At 43.1% G+C, this 22,393-nt stretch carries 22 protein-coding genes; 17 read left to right on the forward strand and 5 right to left on the reverse strand.

From position 1 onward, the window contains the following. Both ACW6NC_RS14645 and ACW6NC_RS14650 read left to right on the forward strand, forming a co-directional pair. The coding region (locus ACW6NC_RS14645; protein WP_457867143.1) for a T9SS type A sorting domain-containing protein at positions 1-1,473 on the forward strand (1,473 nt) is incomplete at its 5' end. Between the two features lie 316 nt (positions 1,474-1,789). Beyond that, positions 1,790-2,755, forward strand: a complete 966-nt coding sequence (locus ACW6NC_RS14650) for a DUF4382 domain-containing protein (RefSeq protein WP_457867145.1) — start codon at positions 1,790-1,792, stop codon at positions 2,753-2,755. A 139-nt stretch (positions 2,756-2,894) separates the two neighbouring features. Here ACW6NC_RS14650 and ACW6NC_RS14655 read toward each other — a convergent pair whose 3' ends face one another. Next, positions 2,895-4,169, reverse strand: a complete 1,275-nt coding sequence (locus ACW6NC_RS14655) for a carboxypeptidase-like regulatory domain-containing protein (RefSeq protein ID WP_457867146.1) — start codon at positions 4,167-4,169, stop codon at positions 2,895-2,897. A 344-nt stretch (positions 4,170-4,513) separates the two neighbouring features. Between ACW6NC_RS14655 and gmd the strand changes: the two genes are divergently transcribed. The 12 genes from gmd to ACW6NC_RS14715 all read left to right on the forward strand — a co-directional run bounded on the left by gmd (position 4,514) and on the right by ACW6NC_RS14715 (position 15,468). Then, positions 4,514-5,629, forward strand: coding sequence for a GDP-mannose 4,6-dehydratase (gene gmd / locus ACW6NC_RS14660; protein WP_457867148.1), 1,116 nt, complete (start codon positions 4,514-4,516; stop codon positions 5,627-5,629). 7 nt (positions 5,630-5,636) lie between these two features. After that, a complete protein-coding gene (locus ACW6NC_RS14665) occupies positions 5,637-6,560 on the forward strand; it encodes a GDP-L-fucose synthase family protein (protein WP_457867150.1) in 924 nt (307 codons plus the stop codon). Positions 6,561-6,775: 215 nt separating this feature from the next. Continuing rightward, entirely contained in the window at positions 6,776-7,408 is a 633-nt protein-coding gene (locus ACW6NC_RS14670) for a Crp/Fnr family transcriptional regulator (RefSeq protein WP_457867151.1), read from the forward strand. A gap of 135 nt (positions 7,409-7,543) precedes the next feature. Beyond that, the gene (locus ACW6NC_RS14675) at positions 7,544-8,341 is read left to right on the forward strand and encodes a sulfite exporter TauE/SafE family protein (RefSeq protein ID WP_457867153.1); all 798 of its coding nucleotides are present in this window, start codon (positions 7,544-7,546) and stop codon (positions 8,339-8,341) included. Between the two features lie 578 nt (positions 8,342-8,919). Beyond that, positions 8,920-10,167, forward strand: a complete 1,248-nt coding sequence (locus ACW6NC_RS14680) for an FAD-dependent oxidoreductase (RefSeq protein ID WP_457867155.1) — start codon at positions 8,920-8,922, stop codon at positions 10,165-10,167. A 14-nt stretch (positions 10,168-10,181) separates the two neighbouring features. After that, on the forward strand, positions 10,182-10,673 hold the full coding sequence (locus tag ACW6NC_RS14685) for a methyltransferase family protein (RefSeq protein WP_457867156.1): 492 nt from the start codon (positions 10,182-10,184) through the stop codon (positions 10,671-10,673). 343 nt (positions 10,674-11,016) lie between these two features. Then, positions 11,017-12,315 carry a cytochrome ubiquinol oxidase subunit I gene (locus ACW6NC_RS14690; protein WP_457867158.1) on the forward strand — a complete coding sequence of 433 codons (1,299 nt, stop codon included), beginning with the start codon at positions 11,017-11,019 and terminating at the stop codon, positions 12,313-12,315. Between the two features lie 2 nt (positions 12,316-12,317). Then, complete coding sequence (locus ACW6NC_RS14695; protein ID WP_457867160.1) at positions 12,318-13,349, forward strand: cytochrome d ubiquinol oxidase subunit II; 1,032 nt, start codon at positions 12,318-12,320, stop codon at positions 13,347-13,349. Positions 13,350-13,372: 23 nt separating this feature from the next. Next, positions 13,373-13,990, forward strand: coding sequence for a class I SAM-dependent methyltransferase (locus ACW6NC_RS14700; protein ID WP_457867162.1), 618 nt, complete (start codon positions 13,373-13,375; stop codon positions 13,988-13,990). A 6-nt stretch (positions 13,991-13,996) separates the two neighbouring features. After that, positions 13,997-14,608 carry a class I SAM-dependent methyltransferase gene (locus ACW6NC_RS14705; protein ID WP_457867163.1) on the forward strand — a complete coding sequence of 204 codons (612 nt, stop codon included), beginning with the start codon at positions 13,997-13,999 and terminating at the stop codon, positions 14,606-14,608. Positions 14,609-14,664: 56 nt separating this feature from the next. Further along, positions 14,665-14,976 carry a hypothetical protein gene (locus ACW6NC_RS14710; RefSeq protein WP_457867164.1) on the forward strand — a complete coding sequence of 104 codons (312 nt, stop codon included), beginning with the start codon at positions 14,665-14,667 and terminating at the stop codon, positions 14,974-14,976. A gap of 3 nt (positions 14,977-14,979) precedes the next feature. Next, positions 14,980-15,468 carry a DUF2231 domain-containing protein gene (locus tag ACW6NC_RS14715; protein ID WP_457867166.1) on the forward strand — a complete coding sequence of 163 codons (489 nt, stop codon included), beginning with the start codon at positions 14,980-14,982 and terminating at the stop codon, positions 15,466-15,468. Between the two features lie 108 nt (positions 15,469-15,576). Here ACW6NC_RS14715 and ACW6NC_RS14720 read toward each other — a convergent pair whose 3' ends face one another. The 4 genes from ACW6NC_RS14720 to ACW6NC_RS14735 all read right to left on the reverse strand — a co-directional run bounded on the left by ACW6NC_RS14720 (position 15,577) and on the right by ACW6NC_RS14735 (position 18,569). Further along, positions 15,577-17,238: a bifunctional metallophosphatase/5'-nucleotidase gene (locus ACW6NC_RS14720; protein ID WP_457867168.1), complete on the reverse strand. Its 1,662-nt coding sequence runs from the start codon at positions 17,236-17,238 to the stop codon at positions 15,577-15,579. Positions 17,239-17,266: 28 nt separating this feature from the next. Then, the gene (locus ACW6NC_RS14725) at positions 17,267-17,692 is read right to left on the reverse strand and encodes a DsrE family protein (protein WP_457867170.1); all 426 of its coding nucleotides are present in this window, start codon (positions 17,690-17,692) and stop codon (positions 17,267-17,269) included. A gap of 37 nt (positions 17,693-17,729) precedes the next feature. Further along, positions 17,730-18,131, reverse strand: coding sequence for a DoxX family protein (locus ACW6NC_RS14730; RefSeq protein WP_457867171.1), 402 nt, complete (start codon positions 18,129-18,131; stop codon positions 17,730-17,732). Positions 18,132-18,203: 72 nt separating this feature from the next. After that, entirely contained in the window at positions 18,204-18,569 is a 366-nt protein-coding gene (locus tag ACW6NC_RS14735) for a hypothetical protein (protein WP_457867172.1), read from the reverse strand. A gap of 136 nt (positions 18,570-18,705) precedes the next feature. On the opposite strand from ACW6NC_RS14735, the gene ACW6NC_RS14740 reads away from it, so the two are divergent. From ACW6NC_RS14740 to ACW6NC_RS14750, 3 genes are all read left to right on the forward strand, one after another. Further along, positions 18,706-20,082: a hypothetical protein gene (locus ACW6NC_RS14740; protein WP_457867174.1), complete on the forward strand. Its 1,377-nt coding sequence runs from the start codon at positions 18,706-18,708 to the stop codon at positions 20,080-20,082. A 14-nt stretch (positions 20,083-20,096) separates the two neighbouring features. Continuing rightward, positions 20,097-21,338: an MFS transporter gene (locus ACW6NC_RS14745; protein ID WP_457867175.1), complete on the forward strand. Its 1,242-nt coding sequence runs from the start codon at positions 20,097-20,099 to the stop codon at positions 21,336-21,338. A gap of 150 nt (positions 21,339-21,488) precedes the next feature. Then, positions 21,489-22,382, forward strand: coding sequence for a sterol desaturase family protein (locus ACW6NC_RS14750; RefSeq protein ID WP_457867176.1), 894 nt, complete (start codon positions 21,489-21,491; stop codon positions 22,380-22,382). Positions 22,383-22,393 lie beyond the last annotated feature (11 nt).

A 22,393-nucleotide genomic window follows, 5' to 3' on the forward strand; every position in this document is an offset into this window, starting at 1 on the left:
CCTGATGTTGATGGCGTGGAGATATCTTCGACTGATGCTGCCAACTATTGGGTTGATATCACTGGAGACGAAACCGGAGAAACTATCTGGGTTCGTTTGGATACTGATGAAGATGGTGATGAAGATTGTTACACCCTGAAGTCCTTCGATATCTTTGTCTATGACAACCCTGATTTCGATGTAGAAGACTTAATGTCTTGTGAGGATGTTGATGAGGAAGGTGGCGCATATTTCAGTTTAATGGATGCGATAGTAATGGAACCTGCACCTGATGGAACTGATTTCACTTTCTATGATGGCGATCCTGATGTTGATGGCGTGGAGATATCTTCGACTGATGCTGCCAACTATTGGGTTGATATCACTGGAGACGAAACCGGAGAAACTATCTGGGTTCGTTTGGATACCGATGAAGATGGTGATGAAGATTGTTACACCCTGAAGTCCTTCGATATCTTTGTCTATGACAACCCTGACATTACCATCACCCCTCCAGATTTTATCTGTGTAGGCGATCAAATTGATCTATCAATGTATGTGAGTAATCCCGATGGAGGGGAATTGACATATTATGATAATATGACGGCTGCTGATGAAGGTGGAATTGACCTTGGTGGCTCAGTGGTAACTCCCGAGCTTGGAACGACGGTTTATTGGGTACGCAGTGAATTGACGTATGGGGATACTGTTTGTTACAGTATTGACAGTATAAGTGTTACTGTGGAAACCTGTATTATCGATCAAGGTTGTACACTTGGTTACTGGAAGAACCATACCGATGACTGGTGCCAAAACACCTATACCATTGGTGAGGAAGAGGTAACTATAGCAACCTGTACCCTGTATGGTGATGTATTTGAGGATGCACCTCTGCATATAGCTGGACTTACTTTATATGCAGCTATCAGTCTTGAAGGTAACAGTAACGGTGAAAACCTGGCTCGTCAGTCAGTAGCCGCCTTATTGAATACCTGTAGTTCTGCAGTAGGTTTTGCTTATTCCAGTGTGTATACCTTAATTGAAGATGTAAATCTTGCCTGGAGTGGAGATTCTCAGACGGAGAAGAGTTTTGCTATGGATTTAGATTATATGAATAATGCAAACTGTCCTCTAGGAGGTTCAGCCAATACTGAGCCTAGTTCAAGTTGTATTAATGGAGCTGAAGCTTCTATCGAAGAAAGCAGTTTCAGGACTATGACTACTGAGGAAGAAACAGTGGACTTTAGAGTATATCCATTGCCATTTACTGCTAACCTTAGCGTTCAGTATGAATTTGGATACACTTCTGACGTCACCCTTGAATTTTATAATATTACCGGTCAGCTGCTACGCACCTATGAGGATAAGCAGGTTACCAAAGGTGATGTTACAGAGCTTACGCTGGATTTTGCCACACAAGCGAACCAGATCTATATTTTGAGAGTGATCACAGATAGGGATGTCTTCTTTAAGAAGATCTTGTCTGGAAACTAGTAATTAGGTTAATTACTAATTTGAATGGGGAAGCAGTCAGTAAAATGGCTGCTTCTTTTTTATTTTATTTTTTTAAATCCAATTTCTAGCAAAACAGTAGTAATGATTATGCTTCAGGGAAGATCTTGCCTGGAGTGGGAAATTATCGACTCCTTAATGAATTCTAAAAACCTGTTAAACTGATTGTAAAGTGGTCCTGAAAAATAATAGCCAAGGCCTTAGTGCGTTTTAAGGCAAACCAGTAAGTATGTTCTAAAAATACCTGAAATTAAGTAGAATCTAAACCCATCGTCATAGACGATAAAATTAAACAATTATGAATTTGAAGTATTTATTTAAAACAGGAATTTTGATGCTATCCCTTGGGCTTTTAGTTTCATGTTCAGATGATGAAGATGATCTTGGTCCGGGAGAACCTGATGCGCAGACCTATGAAACCCAGGTTTACCTAACCGATTCCCCAGTAGATAATCCAGAAGTTCAAGGTGTGTTTGTGACCGTAGCAAGTGTGATGATAAATGGTCAGGCTGTTGAAGGCTTCGAGAAAACGACAATCGAGGTTAGCAGCCTTCATAGTGGTCAAACCGAATTATTGGGAAGTCTTGATCTTGAAAGTGGAACAACTTCAGATATTACCCTTGTACTGGACAATGAGACCGATGCTTCGGGAGAGGCCCCTGGTAATTATGTTCTGACCGCAGAGGGAGAAAAGAAAGCTCTTGCCAGTGGTTCCAATGAATTGAGCTTAAATGACAACGTGGAGATCCACGAAAGCAATGATAACGAAGTTGTACTGGATTTTGATCTAAGAAAGGCTGTGGTAGCTAATGAGAGCGGCGAATATAGCTTTGCATCAGATAGCAGGCTATCAAACAGTATTAGAGCAGTAAACAGTATCGAGACCGGAGCTATTACCGGAAATGTATCTGACTTTGGTAGTGCCAGTGCAGATGCCATAGTGGTATATGCCTACGAGACAGGGACCTATGGGGAATCTGAAACTTCTGCTGATGAAGAGGGACTGCGGTTTTCCAATGCCGTAAACAGTTCCGTTGTCGCTGAGAGTAGCGGAGACTTTGAACTTCATTTTATAGAAGAAGGAGATTATGAATTGCATTTTGTCTCCTATGAAGATTCCGATGCTGATGGACAACTGGAATTCCAGGGAGAACTTGAAGCCGCAATGGCTAATGATGTAGATACGGATCTTCTGAATCTTTCGGTAGATGCAAATACCGAGGTGAACCTGGATGTTGTTATCATCGGGTTGCTAAGTTTGTAAACTGAATTTTCTTCTAAATAATAAAAGTCTCGCCTATTGGCGTGACTTTTATTATTTATGGTTTAAGAAAAGCTTTTTCAGACCAATTTGAATTTAAATAAGCTTTAGTTCCTTTTACTTCTCTGGCCTGTATATTTTGTTATTCGAGTTGCTGACGGATCTTATCTATCGCATTCTGAATATCTTTATCTGGCTCTATAATATTATTGCTACCCCAGAATTCAGGATCACTAAAGCCCGATACATCGTCGGTCATTACCACAGTCGGTTTAATATAACTGTCACTTCTTCTGGGATTGACATCACCTGGATCAGGTTTCCATCCCGTTACTGCCATCTCGCTGTGTACATAATAGCGAGAATTGAATAATTTTCGTTTCCAGTTCACCACGAAGGTAAGATCAGCGCTTCCATACCCGTAGAACCATTTACCATCTTGCTCCTGGTAGTCAATCAGGTATTTTACTTCAATTGGATAAACGCGTGTGCTTCCCGGTTTCTTGCTTACAAAAAGCCTGGAGGCTACCGAGCGGTTATCCACATTCAAATTGAGTTCAGCCCTTATAAGGGTATTGGTTTGGGCATCTATATAGAGCTTTCCGAAATACCAGGGAGCACTCCTTTCCTTGGCTTCAAAATTAACCACATAGAGGTACCTGCCGTCAATCTGGGTAGGTTCATCAAAGTTGAAGCTATAATCACTGATATCATCTATATAAAAAACATATTCCGGGTACTTCATCACATCCACATAGAGGGCGTTGTAGGGCCCTCCACGTAATTTAAGAGCAAGGGTGTCCAATTTATCATAATCGGCCGTTTTACGGGCTCTAATCAGTTCAATCTCTTCTTTACCTGAAGAAGTATATGGTTTCTTATGAATCTTGACCACCGCCTCACTCAGGGAAACGTTCTTGCGTCCTTTCCGGATACTCTCCCTGTAGAAAGCTGTCATGTTGGTACTTTGGTCGAGGTAATTATCCTTGCGTTTGGATAACATACTTCTTACAAGTTTACCAGCATCTTCTGCTTGAAAAATACTGATCTCGCTGAGTTCTTCTACCGAGGGATCCAGGAAGATTTCTGTGCCTTGCTCACTGAAGTATTCAATGGATACATTTTTACTCTCAAAGCCCAGGTAACTTACCCGAACAATGGCCGAAGTTAAATTGGAAGGCACTTTTAGGGAAAACTCACCATCGGCATTGGTAACGGTTGCAATATTGGTATTGAGTACAGTGAGTTGAGCTGAACCCACTGGTCTTTCACGGTCACTGCTAAGCACCTGACCGTTGTATTCGGTATATTCCTGATCCTGTTGCAGGTCCTGGAAATAAGGTGCAGCCTGAATTTCCATGGAAACAGGAAAAACCACTGCCAGTACGTATAATATAATATAAACAAATCTTTTCACTGCAGTAATAGTTTTGATTTACACTCCCTAAGATACTGAATTTTAAGGTCTTTTTAAGTTTTACAAGTGTTAATTTCAGAGTAGATGTAGGTTGGCAGGAAAAGGTAATTTCCCTTTTTCTGATCTTGAAAACTTAGTGTTTAGCATTTTCCCTATTTTGAAGGTTTGATGTTTTCCCTTTTTATCTCTTTGCTTTATACTAAAAGATGTAACTCTCATTCCTCGAATTAGCTGATATCCTCAAGGTACGAAGAATAACTTTTGTGTCGGAAGCGGGTTAATTAGTATATTGGAATCCGAAATAGCTGCGGAATTTTTTTTAATCCGCAGAATCAAGTAATCGAATGAAGAAAGTAGCATTGATTACCGGGGTAACCGGGCAGGATGGGGCTTATCTCAGTGAGTTTCTCCTGAAGAAGGGGTATATCGTTCATGGTATAAAAAGGCGGGCATCACAATTCAATACCAATAGGGTAGATCATCTCTACCAGGATCCCCATGAAGAAGACCGGAATTTTATACTCCATTATGGAGATATGACGGACAGTACCAATCTTATCCGCCTCATCCAGGAAATACAACCGGATGAGATTTATAACCTGGCGGCGATGAGTCATGTGCAGGTTTCCTTTGAGATGCCTGAGTATACAGGTAACACCGATGGTTTGGGAGCACTTCGTTTGCTGGATGCGGTTAGGCTCCTTGGCTTGGAAAAGAAGACCCGGATATACCAGGCTTCCACATCCGAATTATTCGGAAAAGTAAAGGAATCACCGCAATCGGAGACTACCCCGTTCCATCCCAGGAGCCCTTATGGAGTGGCCAAGATGTATGCTTACTGGATTACCGTAAATTACCGTGAAGCCTATGGGATGTTTGCATCCAATGGGATTCTTTTCAATCATGAATCCCCATTGAGGGGTGAAACCTTTGTTTCGCGGAAAATAACCCGGGCCGCTGCCAGGATCGCCTTGGGGCTTCAGGATAAGTTCTACCTGGGCAACCTGGATGCAAAAAGGGACTGGGGGCATGCCAAAGACTATGTGAAAGTAATGTGGATGATCCTCCAGGCAGATCAACCTGAAGACTGGGTGATCGCTACCGGTAAGGCTCATACTGTAAGAGATTTTGTGAAAATGGCTTTCTTGGAAGTGGGGATTAGCCTTGAATTCAGAGGGACAGGAAACCAGGAAAAGGCGTACGTATTAAAATGTGAGCATCCCGATTTTCAGCTGGAACCGGGTAAAGAGGTACTGAGTATAGATCCGAAGTATTTCCGTCCTGCAGAAGTTGATCTTTTAAGGGGGGATGCTACTAAAGCCCGAAACAAACTTGGATGGTCCCCGGAATACAACCTGGAAAGTCTTATAAGAGAAATGATGCAAAACGATGTGGAATTGATGAAGAAGGAGCAGCATCTAAAGGATGGTGGGTATGAAACGATGAATTATTTTGAGTAGTAATTAGATGGATATAAAAAACAAGATATATATCGCCGGACACAAGGGCATGGTAGGCTCCGCTATATGGAGGAAGCTGGAAGCTGAAGGCTATACCAACCTTATAGGAAGAACTTCCAGCGAACTGGACCTTAGAAATCAGGGCTCAGTAGATGCTTTTTTTAAGCAGGAAAAGCCGGAGGTCGTTATCGATGCGGCTGCTAGGGTAGGAGGAATCCTGGCCAATCGGGACCATCCCTATGAATTCCTGATGGAAAATCTTCAGATCCAGAATAATCTTATTGAAACCTCTCACAAAAATGAGGTGCAGAAATTCATTTTCCTTGGTAGTTCCTGTATCTATCCCAAACATGCTCCGCAACCCTTAAAAGAAGAATATTTGCTCACAGGCCCGCTGGAACCGACCAATGAGGCTTATGCTATTGCCAAGATAGCAGGATTAAAAGCCTGTGAAGCTATTAAAAGGCAATATGATAAGGACTTTATCAGCCTTATGCCTACCAATCTTTATGGTCCAAATGATAATTTCGACCTGGAAAGTTCCCATGTCTTACCAGCGATGCTAAGGAAATTTCATGAGGCTAAAATAAATGGGAATAAACCCGTAGTACTTTGGGGAAGTGGTAAGCCCCTTCGTGAGTTTCTATATGTAGATGACCTTGCCGATGCAGTGCACTTTGTCCTGGAACACCAGCTATCGGAAAGCTACTATAATGTGGGTACAGGTAGGGAAATTAGCATAGAAGAACTGGCATTTTTAATTCAGGGAATCGCAGGACACAGAGGGGAGATCAGATGGGATGAAAGCAAGCCCGATGGTACACCACGAAAACTACTGGATGTAAGTAGGCTCAAGGGAGAAGGTTGGAGCGCGAGGACCTCCCTGGAAGGCGGTGTTTCACGAACATATCTGTGGTATGTTAATGGGTGAAACGTGATTTGGTCATTTAGAGCAGTAGTTTATCCATTGACCTTTATGAAATCAATAACAGCAAATTCATTATCGTTTTTTCAGTTCAATTCCGTCAAAGCTTTATGCACGTCTTCAATAGAGCTTTTCATAACATTCTAAGTCTGTCATATCTCTGAACAAAAAATTCCATAAACCATAAAAAACTCCTAATTTAGGCCTCTAAAAAATATTTCATGCTTGCAAAACTAGAAGAGGCTTATCATTTTATATTTGAAAAGGCCTTAATCAAAGAAATATCAGAAGTTGGGACTCTCAAACACGTGGAAGCGGGGGAGAAGATCATCGAAATCGGTGATTATGTCAAGATGATGCCGCTGCTCTTAGAAGGCGCTATTAAAATCATGCGCGATGATAAAGATGGGGATGAACTATTACTGTATTTTCTGGAACGGGGCGATACCTGCGCAATGACCCTTTCTTGTTGTATGGGACAAACCCGTAGTGAGATCCGTGCCGTAGCCGAGCGTGATACCACATTAATAATGATCCCCATCGAAAAGATGGAGGAGTGGACCTCCAAATATAAGAGTTGGCGTAATTACGTCTTTGAAAGCTATCACGCGCGACTGAGCGAGATGCTTGATACCATAGATACCATTGCCTTTATGAATATGGACCAGCGGCTCATGAAATATTTGCAGGACAAGGCCAAGATCAATCAGCATGAGATCGTTAACAATACCCACCAGCAAATTGCCTATGACCTGCATACCTCCAGGGTGGTGATTTCCCGATTGCTTAAGAAATTAGAATTAGAGGGTAAAATAAAGCTTCAACGCAATAGTATTGAGGTGCTTCAACTATAAAATTATAGGTAAAAAAGTAGTATCTTTTCATAAGTTTTCCAAAACACTCTGCTAATATTTTCTTGTGTAACCCTTGTTACTGTAACCGGGGCCTCAAGACAGTACTTTTGCAGCTGTAAAAACTAAACTAAACTTATGGAAATACTTGAGATTCTTGGTTACGTTGGGGCGTTAGCCATCGGAGTTGTTTTGGGACTTATTGGAGGTGGAGGTTCAATATTAACCGTGCCTGTGCTGGTTTACCTTATGGCGGTCAACCCCGTTACAGCCACTGCTTATTCACTTTTTGTGGTTGGATCATCTTCCCTGGTGGGAGCGATAAAGAACATGAAAAAGGGGCTGGTTGACCTACGAACAGCTATTGTATTTGCCATTCCCGCATTTATCGCAGTATACATTACTCGAATGTACATAGTACCGGCGATACCCGAACATTTATTCAATGTTGCCGATTTTGAGATCACCAAGAATATTGGGATCATGCTTTTCTTTGCTATTATTATGATCCTTGCTTCTATCTCCATGATCAGGGAAAAGAAATCCCAAAAACCTGAACCTACAGAGGTTTCCTATAATTACCCTCTTATTATTATAGAAGGAATTGTGGTGGGAGTTCTTACCGGGATCGTAGGAGCCGGTGGTGGTTTCCTTATTATTCCCGCCCTGGTGCTCCTGGCTAAGTTACCCATGAAAAAAGCAGTGGCGACCTCCCTGCTTATCATCGCGGTTAAATCGCTTATCGGATTTATAGGAGATGTTCAGAACCTTGATATTGACTGGATATTCTTACTGGTCTTTACCGGATTATCCATAGCAGGGATCTTCCTGGGTGTATACCTTAACAAATTCATAGATGGGAATAAACTGAAAAAGGCTTTTGGTTGGTTCGTATTGATTATGGGAATTTATATCATGTGGGCCGAACTGGCCTAATTCGGAGCATTCGGATTACTTAAATTCAGATTGAAGTTGTTTGAACCGATTTGGATACATCCTAAGCCCTATAAAAAATAAAAAGATAAAATCCTTTCACCTCAGACTCCCGGAAACACATTGGGAGAAGGTGAGAGGATTTTTTTTAGTTCTTTTTAAGGAAAATATTCTTTGTTCGGATAGGCATGTCTAGCTGCTTTAAAACATATCACGTCTTTCCCTGTCTATAATATTCTTATAATTCAACGGTTTGAAATTTTATTCAGTGACATGAGAAATTTCCTTAAGGACGAATCTAGCTTTTAAGTTCTTATAAGGAATTAACAGGCAAAGCATGAATCCTGCCTCTCTATCTTTGGCTTATTTGTAGTTTCACCCCCTTTTTGAATCAAAGGTATTTGAATTTGGATTATTAAAACTACTGAGGATGTGTGATTTACGACAAAATATGTATTGACTTATACTTTATTAGTGGCACTTTTATTTATTATAATTCCTTTACAAATTTCTTTCCTTATGTAACAGCCGTTACACGAAATTAGGTTAACTTTAACTAAATTAGTGCAAAATTTTATACTATGAATTCCAAACACCAGATACTTATTATAGGCGCCGGTACCGGTGGCCTAATGATGGCTTCACGCCTTAAACGAAAACATAAAGATTTAGATATTGCGATCATCGATCCTGCCAAGACCCATTATTACCAACCAGCTTGGACGCTGGTAGGGGCCGGGACTTACGATTTTGATAAGACGGCCCGCCCTATGGCTGATCTTATTCCAGGAGGAGTAAAGTGGTACCAGGATAAGGTTACTGCGATGGATCCTGATAGTAATTCGGTTTCTACCGAGAAATCCGGGGAGATCGCTTATGATTACCTTGTGGTAGCACCCGGACTTACCTATGATATGAGTCTTGTGCCCGGTCTATCCGAAGCCATAGATAAGGGCAATGTATGTTCGAACTATACCGATCCTAAACATACCTTGGAGGTTCTCAAGAACTTTAAGGGAGGTACCGCTTTGTTTACCCAACCGACCACTCCGATTAAATGTGGAGGGGCCCCGCAGAAGATCATGTACCTTGCAGAGGCTTACTTTAAAAAACATGGGCTCAAGGATAAGACCAACGTAGTATTTGCTACCAATGGCACGGTGATCTTTGCCGTACCGGAGATCAAAGAGACCCTGATGAAGATCGTGGATCGAAAGAATATCAACCTGAAATTCTACCATGCCCTAAAACGCATTGATCCGGAAAAACAGATTGCCTGGTATGAACTTGCGCCTGAGGCTTACGAGCATAATCCTGCCAAGTTGAAGATAGAGAAGGAAGGTAATATGGTAGGGATACATTATGATATGTTGCATCTTGCACCACCATCGGTAGCGCCTGAATTTGTAAGGAAATCCAAACTGGCCAATGCCGAAGGATGGCTGGATGTGGATCATCATTCCCTCCAGCATAATAAATACCCTAATGTATTTGGTTTGGGGGACGTTGCAGCCCTGCCAACAGCGAAAACCGGTGCCGCCATTAGGAAACAGGTCCCCGTAGTGCTCGATAATATAGAGAAACTCATGAAGAATAAAGCAGCCGATAATAAGAAATACAATGGGTATTCTTCTTGTCCGCTGGTTACGGAATACGGGAAAATGGTACTGGCAGAATTTGATTATGAGAACAAGTTTACGCCGGATCCCGAATTAAAGAAAATGCTGGTTTTCGATTCCTCAAAAGAACATTGGCGTTTATGGATGCTGAAAAAATACGGACTACCATACCTTTACTGGAATAAAATGCTAAAAGGCAAGGACGTATAAAGAGCTCCGGTAATTTGAATCTTAAGGCGAAAGATATTGCTTATGTGGGTTTACAGTTGACACTGTTTTTAAGTTTTTTATTAGATATTTCCCTTTTAAGGTTCAGATTACCGGTATGGATTGATTACTTATTACTACCCCTGATCATTCTTGGTGCAGGGGTAGTTCTTATAGGGCTACTTGAGCTCAGAACCAACCTTTCTATATTTCCAAGGCCTTTAAAGAACTCCCAGCTTATCACCCACGGATTGTTTAAATATATTCGGCATCCGATTTATTCAGGGATTTTACTTTCGGCATTTTCCCTGGCCCTGTACCTAGGCTCCGGCTACAAGCTGCTGATAGCCTTCCTATTGCTAATTCTTTTTTATTTTAAAAGCAGATACGAAGAAAAATTGTTGCAGCAAAAATTCCCGGAATACCGGCAATACATGAAACGAAGCGGAAGATTTTTCCCCTGGTTTTCCAACTTGTTAGGAATAGGTGTCCCCATCTTCTTTTTCTAGGACTAATGCCTTTTTGGGATGGGCACCTCTTATTTTCCAGATCTTTTTACCAGGGAATAAAAAGCCCTGGAAAACCAGTACTTTTTTCGGCTTGGCCTTTTTTATTAACCTTTACAATGGGAATAGGATCAGAAACTTCCGGATATATCCTGGTGCTGGGCACGTTTAAAACTATGGTTCAAGCCCTCCTGGCTAAATCAAATTGATCAATTGTTAATTATGGATATCCTTTGGAATTACTTTTATTATTATCATTCCAGCGCGAGATTTTTTCCTAATTTTAAGCTTGGTAAGCCCCTACGCAACATGAAAGAAGTAGGAGGCGAAATATAAATTATACTCGATGGAGAATCTGGATTATGCAAGGCTGCAAATGGCCTTCACCCTTGGCTTTCATATAATTTTTGCCTGTATAGGGATGGTGATGCCTTTCTTCATGGTGGTAGCGCACCACAAATGGTTAAAAACCAGGAACCCGGTTTACCTTAAACTTACTAAAGCCTGGTTAAAAGGGGTAGCTATATTTTTTGCTACCGGGGCGGTCTCAGGGACTGCGCTTTCCTTTGAACTAGGAATGTTATGGCCGGAATTCATGAAACATGCCGGACCTATTTTTGGAATGCCATTTTCCCTGGAGGGGGCGGCCTTCTTTGTGGAAGCTATAGCACTTGGCTTTTACCTTTATGGATGGAAGAAGCTGCCTGAAAAATTCCACTGGTTTACCGGGATTATTGTGGGAGTGGCCGGTGTGGCCTCGGGGATATTGGTGGTTTCAGCCAACGGCTGGATGAACGCCCCTTCCGGGTTTGATTATATCGATGGGGAATTCCTCAATATCGACCCGGTCCAGGCCCTGCTCAACCCGGCCTGGTTCACCCAGGCGCTGCACATGACCCTGGCTGCCTTCGTGGCTACCGGATTTGCTGTGGCGGGCGTACATGCCCTGCAGATCTTTCGTGGGAAAAATATCCAGCTTCATACCAAGGCCTTTAAAATTGCCATTGTCTTTGGAGCTGTGGCTGCATTTTTACAACCACTTAGTGGAGACCTTTCCGCCAAGGATGTGGCCAAGCGCCAACCGGTAAAACTGGCTGCTATGGAAGCGCATTACCAGACACAAAAAGGGGCCCCTCTTTATATTGGCGGTATTGTCGATGAGGAAAACCGGGAGGTCAACTATAAAATTGCGATTCCTGGAGCCTTATCCTTTCTTGCCTTTGGTGATTTTGATGCGGAGGTAAAGGGGCTGAACGATTTTCCGGATGATCAGCTACCCCCGGTTCCTATCGTCCATTATGCCTTTCAGATAATGGTTGGTCTGGGAACATTGCTTATGCTGGCCGGCCTGGTTTATTTTATCAGTCTTAAAAAGAAGCACTGGTTCAAAAGTAGAAAATACTGGTTGCTCTTTATCATTACTGCGCCTCTTGGATTTATCGCATTGGAGGCCGGTTGGGTGGTGACCGAAGTTGGACGCCAGCCCTGGATCATTCACCAGGTAATGCGCACCGAAGATGCGGTGACCCCGATGCCGGGGATGAAATACAGTTTCTTCTTTTACCTCTTTTTATATATTATTCTGGGTGTTACCGTAACCTGGCTTATGAACCGGCAGATGAAAGCCCTCAATAAAGAAGAATAATTATGTTATATATCGTACTGTTTTTCCTTTTGTTCTCTTTGCTGCTCTACGTGCTGTTAGGTGGGGCTGATTTCGGAGCAGGGATCGTGGAGTTGTTTTCCTCCAGGGAGCATCGAAAAGTGACCCGGGATACGATCTACCGCGTGATGGGACCAGTTTGGGAAGCCAATCATATCTGGCTGATCATTTTACTGGTCATTCTGTGGGTGGGATTCCCGGCTTATTTTAATGTGATGATGATCTACCTTCATATTCCACTGGTACTGGTCTTGCTGGGTATTACCATAAGGGGAGTGGCTTTTGTTTTCCGACACTATGATGCGGTGGTAGACAGTTCTCAAATCTGGTATAACCGATTCTTCCGGATAGGGAGTTTGGTTACCCCGGTCTTTCTTGGGATGTCTTTTGCCGCCCTTATTAGCGGAAAAATTATCATCACTGATGATTATACCAATTACGGTTTTTATGACCTTTTTATGGAGCCGTGGTTGCATCTTTTTGGACTGCTGATAGGGCTTTTCTATGCCGCCCTTTGCGCGTTTTTGGCTGCGAATTACCTGATCGCAGAAACCCAGGGGGCCGCCCGGAAACTCTACAGGAAAAAATCAGCTATATATACTGTAGTGCTGGTGATCCTGGGATTGATCCTTCTGGTGTACGGTTACCTGGCAGGCTATAGCTTTATCGAAGATTTTCTTCATAATCCAGTTTCTTTGGCCAGTGTAGGAATTTCAGGTTTATTACTGTTTCCATTATGGCGAAGCATTAGAAGGGGAAGCAGGATCTGGAGTCGGTACCTGGCAGGTCTGCAGGTGGTATTAGTGATGTTTGCTGCTATTTTCGCTCATTTTCCTTATATTATAATTACCGCACAGGAGGAATTGAGCCTTTTGGAGAATCTCGCGCCGAAAGCCACCATTGATAATCTTGCGCTAATGTTGCTCATTGGCGGCTTGGTGATTCTACCAGGATTATTCCACCTGATGAAAAGCTTTAATATGATCAAATTCCTTGATAAGTCTAAAAAGACATAACAAACAATAATGAATAGAAATATATGAGTTCAGCCTCAAAGACACATTGGGAAAAAGTTTATCAGACAAAGAAATATGAAGATGCTACCTGGTACCAGGAAAAACCGAAGGTTTCCCTGGAAATGATTGCTAACCTGGACCTGCCGGAGACCGCCAGGATAATTGATATTGGTGGGGGAGATTCTAACCTTGTGGATTATCTTATGGAGGAGGGATACCGGGATATTTCCGTCCTGGATATTTCTGAGAAAGCATTGGATCATGCCCAGGACCGGCTGGGCGAAAAGGCAGCGCAGGTGAGCTGGATCGCTGCGGATGCCGCTTCTTTTGAACCGGAAAAGTTGTACCATCTATGGCATGATCGTGCTGCTTTTCATTTTTTAACACAGCCGCACCAGATTGAAGGCTATATCCATAACCTGGAGCGGGCAGTAAAGCGTGGAGGCTACGTGGTACTGGCTACCTTTTCCCAGGAAGGCCCCACCAAATGCAGTGGCAGGGAAATAAGGCAGTACTCCATCGAACAGCTCAGCGGCCTTTTGGAAGAAAAATTTGAAACCCTGGAATGTAGAAATGTAGATCACACCACCCCCTCGGGAGGGAAACAGAATTTTACTTTTTGCAGTTTCAGAAAAAAATAGAAGATTATGAAAGATTTTTGGAATGAACGTTATGCCGAAAAAGAGTATGTCTACGGGAAAAAGCCAAACAGCTATTTCCAGGAGAAGTTAGACGAGCTTAGGCCCGGTCGAATTCTTTTGCCGGCTGAAGGGGAAGGTAGAAATGCGGTTTATGCCGCGAGAATGGATTGGGAAGTTTCAGCCTTTGATATAAGCCAGGAAGGAAAGAAGAAGGCCAGAAAACTCGCCAGGGAATATAAAGTTGAACTCGACTATCAGGTAGGGAAGCTGGAGACTCTGGATTATAAGAAAGAGCAGTTTGATGCTATAGGACTGATCTTCGCACACTTTCCCGTGGAGGTCAGAGAACATTATTTTCAGCAATTCGATAAGTACCTGCGCCCGGGCGGAGTGGTGATTTTTGAAGGTTTCAGCAGGGAGCAGATAGAATATCAGAAGCAGAACCCGAAATCCGGTGGACCGAAAGATGCGGAGATGCTCTACACCAAAGAAGAGCTGGAGGTTGATTTTAGAGGGTATATATTCGAAGAGTTTGAAGACATGGAGGTCGAGCTCGATGAAGGGGAATACCATAAAGGCAAAGCTGCAGTGATAAGATTTCTGGCGCGTAAACCATAGGAAAATGCAGTTTTATACTTAACTTAGTTGGTTATAAACGCTAAATTCAATTAAATATGAAAAATGTAATCTTAAAAAGCATGTTTGCCGGTTTGGTATTCATGTTTTTAGCCTGTGGGGAAACCAGTACCGTTGAATCCGGAACTTACCAGGGAACGGTAGATGAAGTAGAGCCCGAAAAAACCGAGATCTACGTAAAGACCGATGATAACAAAACCCTTGAACTTTATTTTACCGATGAAACTGTGCTAAGCAGAGATGGGAATGAAGTGGAATTCTCAGCACTTCAAAAAGGTCAAAAAGTTGAAGTAGAAGTAGAAAAGGTAGGAAAGCGATTAGATCCTATTTCGGTAAAAATTCTGGAATAAAAGATGAATGAAATCCCTGATTTCTGGAGGACAGAGGTATTCCATCCTCTGTCCGTTCATTTTCCCATTGCCCTATTGCTGATAGCTACTTTATTTAAATTGATCTCCCTGTGGACCCGTGACAAACTCTGGCCACAGGCAGGAAGCATTCTTCTGGGGTTGGGCGTGCTTGGCGCATGGATCGCTATCTACACCGGAAACCAGGCCGACGGCATAGTCTCCCGTCAGCTCTGTGACCCTACGGTCTTAAAAGACCACGAGAACATGACCTACATTACAAGCTGGATCTTTACCGGGGCTTTCGCTCTGGACCTGGCTTTTACCTATGGCTTTCTGCCACTGAAAAAAAACATCGTAAATTTTATCCTTATCCTGGCCATGCTCACCGGTTCGGTTTTCCTGGGCTATGCAGGGCATTTAGGCGCTACCCTGGTATACCAGCAGGCTGCCGGGGTTTATACCCCTTCTGAAGATTGCCTGGAGTATAATTGATATCAGGTATGCTTCAAAGGTCAGAGGTAAGTTTTCATCATACCCAAAGCATATAATAAAAAAAGGGCCGTCTGTGACAGCCCTTTAATGTTTCTAACCTACCTGGTCTTAATGGAATTCATAATCTGTACCCGGAACGGTAGAGAAGGAGTTTGGACCAAGGATTTCACAATAGGCTCTTTTTTCCAGTTGTGGGGAAACAGGAGAGTGCACTCCTAAATATTCTTCCACCACATCATGGATATAGTAATCCTTAACCTCTACATCCTTTACATTAGGCATACGGCATAGGTTGTCCAGCGGGTCTCCGGGACGGACACAGGCCGAGATGGTATAATACTGGTCATCCTTCATCTCTTCCCCATTGACCTTTACTGATTTTATCCGCTGTCCTTTTTCTCCCTGGCTATTGAAATCAACTTCCATTCCTGAGAAACGCACCAGCCAACCTCCGAAACGTTCGGTCGCCACCTGGGCAAAAGCATTATGCATTTCTTTTTCCAGCCAGTCTTTGATCTGTTTCCCGGTTGCTTTTCCGGTTTTTACTTTCTCGTTTACCGGAAGCAGGTTCCACAGGTTCGCCCTGGTTATTGGGGCCGGTTTTCCGTCTTCCGGGACAATCGGATTACCAAACCTAAAGCCATTGGAAATGGAAATGTCCGCACCGGTTTTCCAGCGTGCGGCATCGGTGATCATATTATCCATGGGATTTTCAACGGTCAGGTACCTGTAGATAGGGGTTTTGGTATAGCCAACTACGGTTTCCAGGTGCTCCTTATAGGGCGCTTTGGCCTTTTCTACCAATTCGGCTATTTGTGGGTCTGCCGGGTATTTTTCAGGATCGACATCCATCAGCTCATAATCTTCTCTTACGATCTCCCCGTCTACAAAATAGAGGTCCATTTTTCCCACGAAGGAACCAAAGGCTCCCGGCTCGGTTACCCTGGCATATTTGCCCTGGATGGGCTCACGTACCCGTTCATGGGTATCATTCCCCAGAATATAATCCACGTCTTCTACGATCGGATTACTGGCCAGCTCTACCTGTTTGAAAATCCCGAAGTGGGTCACCAAAAACAAGGCGTCAACCCCTTCCTCGTGTTTCACCTTTTTTATCAGGTCCTTCACACTATCATCGATTCCGCTAAAACCGATCCCTTCGCTAAATATCGGGTTCTGACGAACTGGAACATCCGGGTCGTTGATCCCGATAAAGCCGAGTTTTACCCCGTCTATCTCCTTGATCCAGTATGGAGGGAACAGTTCCTTTTTCTCCTTATCATCATGAAACATGTTTTGAGCGATGACTGGTTTTTCAAAGCCTTGAAGGACATCCATCATCACTTCCTTTCCATAGACCACCTCCCAGTTTCCGGGAACGATAAGGTCAAAGTCCATATTTTTGATGATATCCGGAAAGATAGCTCCTTCTGATAGGGCCGCATATCCACTTCCCTGGATAAGATCTCCCCCGTCCACAATTACTGTATTGCCTGGGTTTTTGGCTTTTTCTTCCTTAAAAAGGGTCTGGATATGAGCCAGCCCACCACGATCTCGGAAGATGATGCTGTCATCTTCCCAGAATAGTTCCGGATGCGGATCCAGTTGCCCGTGGATATCTGCAGTTTGCAGGATGGTGATCTTTGTGGTATCGGCCGGGTTCCCGTCTTCCTTTTGACTATTAGAGCCGGAAATACTGTTGCAGGAAGTAAATACTCCCATGCTCAGGATAGCCAGACCATAAAGCATTTTGTTTATTTTATTGTGCATTGTATAGTTTTTAGTGATTGATTTTTTCTTAGAGGCCAAGGCTATAGAAACCTTTTTTCTGTAATTGCAGGTTGTGAAGGATTCCGTTCTCTACTACGGTCATCTCTTTGGGAATCTCCTTGCGATCCACCTGGAATTTGTTTAGGGAGAAACCGCAGGCTACCAGTTCAACACCTAATTTTTGGGCCTGCTCCACAAAAGGAGTCATTTTAGAGGTATTGGTCAGTTGTGAAATATCCTTTCCACAGACGATGACCTGGAATTCTCCGAAGTGGTCTCCGTCTTCCTCAGAAAGAGCCTCCGCGGTGAGCAGGATGGGTTTTAACTGGTCTACTTTCTTGGTAAGGACCACATAATCCTTATTATGGTCGTGGTCTGGTTGTTCCTGGGCAGTTACCTGCGTGCTGAATAAAGCGAGGAACATTGCGAAACTGCTTAATAAAATAGTCTTCATTTTTTTATTGAATTTTATACGCTCTTGCGTATGGTTATTATAATTTTTGGGTTTGACTCAAATCGTTAAATATGAAAAACACGAGTCCGCCCATTATGGCGATATTTTTAAAGAGCGGCCCCAGGGTATTGATTTGTCCTACCTGCACGGTAAGGGTGATCGGCAATAAAACAAGCGCCAGGACCACCGCGGCATACCGGGTTTTATAGCCAATTAACAGGGCGAACCCGGAAAGGAGCATCACCACTCCCGAAAGGATAACCAGTAATTCGGGATTTCCGAAAAAGTAGGCGATCCCTTTAAAACTGGCCTGGTCTATCCGGTTAACGGTTTTCTCTACGTTCAAAAGGTGATTAAAACTTGCTACCAGGAAAATTCCACTAAGCAATACCCTGAATATCTGAACCGAACGCCGGTTTACTAATATTTTAGTTGTCATTCTGTATTAAAGTTATGAAAGTAATTTATTATAGAGCCCTTAGAATCAATATTCTGCAGGCTTTTATAGCGATTAAGCAATCAGAACTTTTGGTGGGGGATAGAATTTATCGTGATAGGCAGAGATCACTGCAGGGTTGCGGTAATCATAATATTGAAAATTCGGTTCTGCCTGGGCGACCGGCCAATCGAGGCTGGAAAAATTAAAAGGAGAATTACAAATGGCATCTGCGCTGATCACCAGCTGATCAGAGGCCTGATTCAAGTCAGCCTGGTGATCGTTCTGGGAAGAATCCAGGGCTTTATTTCCACATAAGGAATTTACCCAGCTTATATTTTCGCTGTCCATCACACTGCCCAGCATCTTGGCATCAAGCATAATGAACTTTCCCAAAAAAACCAGGGCAAAGAAAACGGCTATGTAGGATTTAATTTTCATCAATTAGCTGCCAAATATAATCTTTGAGTCCGAGATGGGATGTGACTAATGTTACATAGTGGTGTAACCCTTGTTACTGATTTCGGGTTTTATATTTACTTCTTTCGCACTCCCATTCCAGAAAAACTTGTTAGAAATGAAATACCAGATTAAATGGCCCCTGGCCTTGATTATCCTTTTGCTGAACCTATCGGTTTACTCTCAGGAGAAAACTCATCAACAAAACGAGGAACCTGAACATTTAAGGGATATCTTTAGAGAGGCTCATCTCCATGGGCATATCAGGAACTACTTTATGAATACCATGAACCGGGATGATCTAAATGACTATTATACCAATGCCACCGGTGGGGCAGTTGGTTTTACCACCGGGAATTACAAGGGATTTGAGGCCGGGGTTAAAGGGATATTTACCTATAAGACCTTTGGAAATGACCTGGGAATGGAAGAACCTGTGACGGGCAAAAACGCCCGGTATGAATATGAGCTCTATGATGTGCTTAATAAAGGTAACTTCAAAGACCTTGACAGGCTGGAAGAATTGTTTATCCGTTATCGCTTCGGTAACTCCTATCTCACTTACGGAAAAATTGAAACCGAGTACACCCCTTTATTGAATCACAGTGACGGCCGGATGAAACCTTTTGCCCATCGCGGAGCCTGGGCACACCTTAACTTCGGAAGACCGCATCAGTTCAATCTGGGCTGGCTTAACGGAATGTCGCCCCGGGCCACTACCGAGTGGTTTGACTTTGAGGAAGGTATTGGACTTTTTTATAACGGGTTTCAACCAGACGGTCAGCAAGCCCACTATCACGAGTATTATGAATCTTCGGGGATGGGAATTTTTAATTACAGGTATAATAAAAATAATTTCACCTTCAAGATATACGATTATTACCTGGATAAAGTGATGAACACTTTATGGACCCAGCTGGATTATGAGTATAAGGATTTTAACCTGGGCATTCAGTATGTGTACCAGTCGCCGTTTTCCTATAATGAGGAACTTGCTTACCAGCACCGTTATGTGCAGCCCAATGAGAACGGACAGGTACTGAGTTCTCAGCTCAGTTGGCAGGAATCGCGTTTAAGACTTGCCCTGGCCTATACTCATGCCTTTGATTCCGGGAGGTTTTTGTTCCCCAAGGAATTGGGAAGGGATCATTTCTTTACCTCTATTTCCCGATCTCGCCTGGAAGGACTGGGGGATGTCGATATCCTCGCCTTAAAGGGTGAATACGCCTTTTTAAAGCCTAACCTGCATTTTGGGGTAGAGATGCAGCAGATCCTTGGCGCCGAGCCGGGAGCTTATCGGTATAATAAATATAATGTGGATGAATCTTTCCAGCTCAATACGCACCTGCGCTATAATGTGGAGGGATTCCTCGATGGGCTGAGCTTTGATCTTTTATGGGTGTACCGGGAAAACCAGAATCATCAGGATCCAGAAAGTATTTTTAATAAAAGCAACTTCAATCAGATCAATTTCGTTACGAATTTCTATTTTTAAGCCAAACTTTATGAATGAATAATGTAAAACTTGGGCTGAAGGAAAACTGGAAGCAATTCAGCTTACTGGTGCTGGTCAACGCCTTTGTAGGAGGCATGGTCGGGCTGGAACGAAGTATTTTGCCGGAGATCGCCGAGAAAGAATTTGAAATAGCCGCGACCACGGCTATTCTCTCTTTTATAGTGGTCTTTGGGGTAGTCAAGGCCATCGCTAACTATTATGCCGGGGCTCTGGCCAATCGCTTTGGTCGTAAAAACCTTTTGGTCCTCGGGTGGGTCTTTGCCATCCCCATTCCTTTTATCTTAATTTTTGCCGAAAACTGGAACTGGATCATCGCCGCCAATGTCCTTCTTGGAATTAACCAGGGCCTTGCCTGGTCCAGTACGGTAGTCATGAAAATAGACCTGGTCGGAGAACGCCAGCGGGGTTTCGCAATGGGACTCAATGAATTTGCCGGGTATTTTGCAGTGGCTGTGGTAGCCTTTTTAACCGGTTGGATCGCCTCTGAATATGGGTTGCGGCCTTATCCTTTTTATCTGGGTATCGGCCTTATGTTACTGGGGCTGTTCTTTAGTATTTTCCTTATCAGGGATACCCGCCATCACGTGGCAAGAGAAGAGGATACCAGCGAGGTGTCCCCGCTAAAGAATATTTTTAAAGAAACCACCTGGACCCATAAAAACCTGGGTTCGGTGAGTCAGGCCGGATTGATAAACAACCTTAACGATGGGATGGCCTGGGGGCTTTTTCCTATTCTGCTCTCTCATAAAGGTTTTAACCTGGAGCAGATCGGTATTGTAACGGCCCTTTATCCTGCGGTTTGGGGAATAGGCCAGTTATTTACTGGAAGAATGGCCGATATATTCAGCAAAAAGGATTTATTGTTTATCGGGATGTTCCTTCAGGCGCTCGTGCTGGTGATGTTGGTATGGGCTCAAACGATGACCCATTATGTCGTCCTTTCAGCACTTCTGGGGTGGGGTACCGCAATGGTGTATCCAACTTTCCTGGCCACCATTGCAGAGAATACCCATCCAAAAGACAGGGCAAAAAGCATCGGGGTATTCCGGTTATGGAGGGACCTGGGCTATGCCATAGGTGCTATTCTTACCGGGGTAATTGCAGATATGGTGAGTATTGAAGCTGCTATCTTGCTCATCGGGATCCTCACCCTTCTTTCTGCCCTGATCATCTTATTTAGGATGGATTACAGGGATAAGGGAGCCATAAAAATCCTGGGTTGGTTCAATACTTAAATTGTGGTTAATTTTAAGGCCGGACCTGCTCAAATAGCCCGGGAACATTAAAAAATTTTGTAACTTACAGTAGGTCAGGGATTGTAACAAAAGTTACTGCTTAGACCTTATGTTTTATATATTTTTGCCACTGAAATTTTAATAATCCGGTTGGAGAAGTACCTAAACATTATTGAGAATTCCTTTACAGGATATTTTAATTACCTGGTCGAGGAAATAAGCAACCCGGGCTGGACCAATTATTTTTATTGGCTTCTGCTCTTGTCATTGATGGTTTGGGTACTGGAGATTTTTATTCCCTGGAGGAAGGACCAAAAGGTTTTCCGAAAAGGATTCTGGCTGGATACGTTCTATATCATATTTAATTTTTTCCTGTTTTCCCTTGTGGGGTATAACGCGATCTCGAATGTAGGGGTGGAATTATTCAATGATCTGCTGGGGCTGTTTGGGATAAGTAATATTGTGGCCATCGAGGTGCAGAATTTTCCCATTTGGGCGCAGTTGTTAATTATGTTCGTCGTGGCTGATTTTATTCAGTGGAATGTACATCGGCAATTGCACATGCGCTCCTGGCTTTGGAAATTCCATAAGGTTCACCACAGTGTAAAGGAGATGGGGTTTGCAGCACAGTTCAGGTTTCATTTTATGGAGACCATCGTTTATAAGACTGTGCAGTATATTCCGCTTGCCATGATAGGTTTCGGTATACAGGAATTCTTTGTGGTCCATATGTTCGCTGTTTTTATAGGACATTTAAACCACGCTAATGTCGGTTGGAGCTATGGGGTTTTAGGTTATGTTTTTAACAATCCTAAAATGCATATCTGGCATCACTCCAAGGAGCTTCCAGAGGCTCATCCTTATGGGATGAATTTCGGGCTTAGCCTGAGCATTTGGGATTATCTCTTTGGTACGGCTTATATTCCACAGGAAGGAAGAGATATAGAACTTGGTTTTGAAGGAGATGATGATTTCCCTGAGGATTTCAAAAATCAGATGCTCTTTCCATTTAAAAAGAATAAACAATCACTAAATAATAATTAAACAGAAATCAC

The sequence above is a fragment of the Salegentibacter profundi genome, from assembly GCF_054121475.1.

What these genes read in the sequence shown, in the direction of transcription:
- ACW6NC_RS14650 (WP_457867145.1), top strand. Translation starts at nt 1,790, where the DNA reads ATGAATTTGAAGTATTTATTTAAAACAGGAATTTTGATGCTATCCCTT.
- gmd (WP_457867148.1), top strand. Translation starts at nt 4,514, where the DNA reads ATGAAGAAAGTAGCATTGATTACCGGGGTAACCGGGCAGGATGGGGCT.
- ACW6NC_RS14665 (WP_457867150.1), top strand. Translation starts at nt 5,637, where the DNA reads ATGGATATAAAAAACAAGATATATATCGCCGGACACAAGGGCATGGTA.
- ACW6NC_RS14670 (WP_457867151.1), top strand. Translation starts at nt 6,776, where the DNA reads ATGCTTGCAAAACTAGAAGAGGCTTATCATTTTATATTTGAAAAGGCC.
- ACW6NC_RS14675 (WP_457867153.1), top strand. Translation starts at nt 7,544, where the DNA reads ATGGAAATACTTGAGATTCTTGGTTACGTTGGGGCGTTAGCCATCGGA.
- ACW6NC_RS14680 (WP_457867155.1), top strand. Translation starts at nt 8,920, where the DNA reads ATGAATTCCAAACACCAGATACTTATTATAGGCGCCGGTACCGGTGGC.
- ACW6NC_RS14690 (WP_457867158.1), top strand. Translation starts at nt 11,017, where the DNA reads ATGGAGAATCTGGATTATGCAAGGCTGCAAATGGCCTTCACCCTTGGC.
- ACW6NC_RS14695 (WP_457867160.1), top strand. Translation starts at nt 12,318, where the DNA reads ATGTTATATATCGTACTGTTTTTCCTTTTGTTCTCTTTGCTGCTCTAC.
- ACW6NC_RS14700 (WP_457867162.1), top strand. Translation starts at nt 13,373, where the DNA reads ATGAGTTCAGCCTCAAAGACACATTGGGAAAAAGTTTATCAGACAAAG.
- ACW6NC_RS14705 (WP_457867163.1), top strand. Translation starts at nt 13,997, where the DNA reads ATGAAAGATTTTTGGAATGAACGTTATGCCGAAAAAGAGTATGTCTAC.
- ACW6NC_RS14710 (WP_457867164.1), top strand. Translation starts at nt 14,665, where the DNA reads ATGAAAAATGTAATCTTAAAAAGCATGTTTGCCGGTTTGGTATTCATG.
- ACW6NC_RS14715 (WP_457867166.1), top strand. Translation starts at nt 14,980, where the DNA reads ATGAATGAAATCCCTGATTTCTGGAGGACAGAGGTATTCCATCCTCTG.
- ACW6NC_RS14720 (WP_457867168.1), bottom strand. Translation starts at nt 17,238, where the DNA reads ATGCACAATAAAATAAACAAAATGCTTTATGGTCTGGCTATCCTGAGC.
- ACW6NC_RS14725 (WP_457867170.1), bottom strand. Translation starts at nt 17,692, where the DNA reads ATGAAGACTATTTTATTAAGCAGTTTCGCAATGTTCCTCGCTTTATTC.
- ACW6NC_RS14730 (WP_457867171.1), bottom strand. Translation starts at nt 18,131, where the DNA reads ATGACAACTAAAATATTAGTAAACCGGCGTTCGGTTCAGATATTCAGG.
- ACW6NC_RS14735 (WP_457867172.1), bottom strand. Translation starts at nt 18,569, where the DNA reads ATGAAAATTAAATCCTACATAGCCGTTTTCTTTGCCCTGGTTTTTTTG.
- ACW6NC_RS14740 (WP_457867174.1), top strand. Translation starts at nt 18,706, where the DNA reads ATGAAATACCAGATTAAATGGCCCCTGGCCTTGATTATCCTTTTGCTG.
- ACW6NC_RS14745 (WP_457867175.1), top strand. Translation starts at nt 20,097, where the DNA reads ATGAATAATGTAAAACTTGGGCTGAAGGAAAACTGGAAGCAATTCAGC.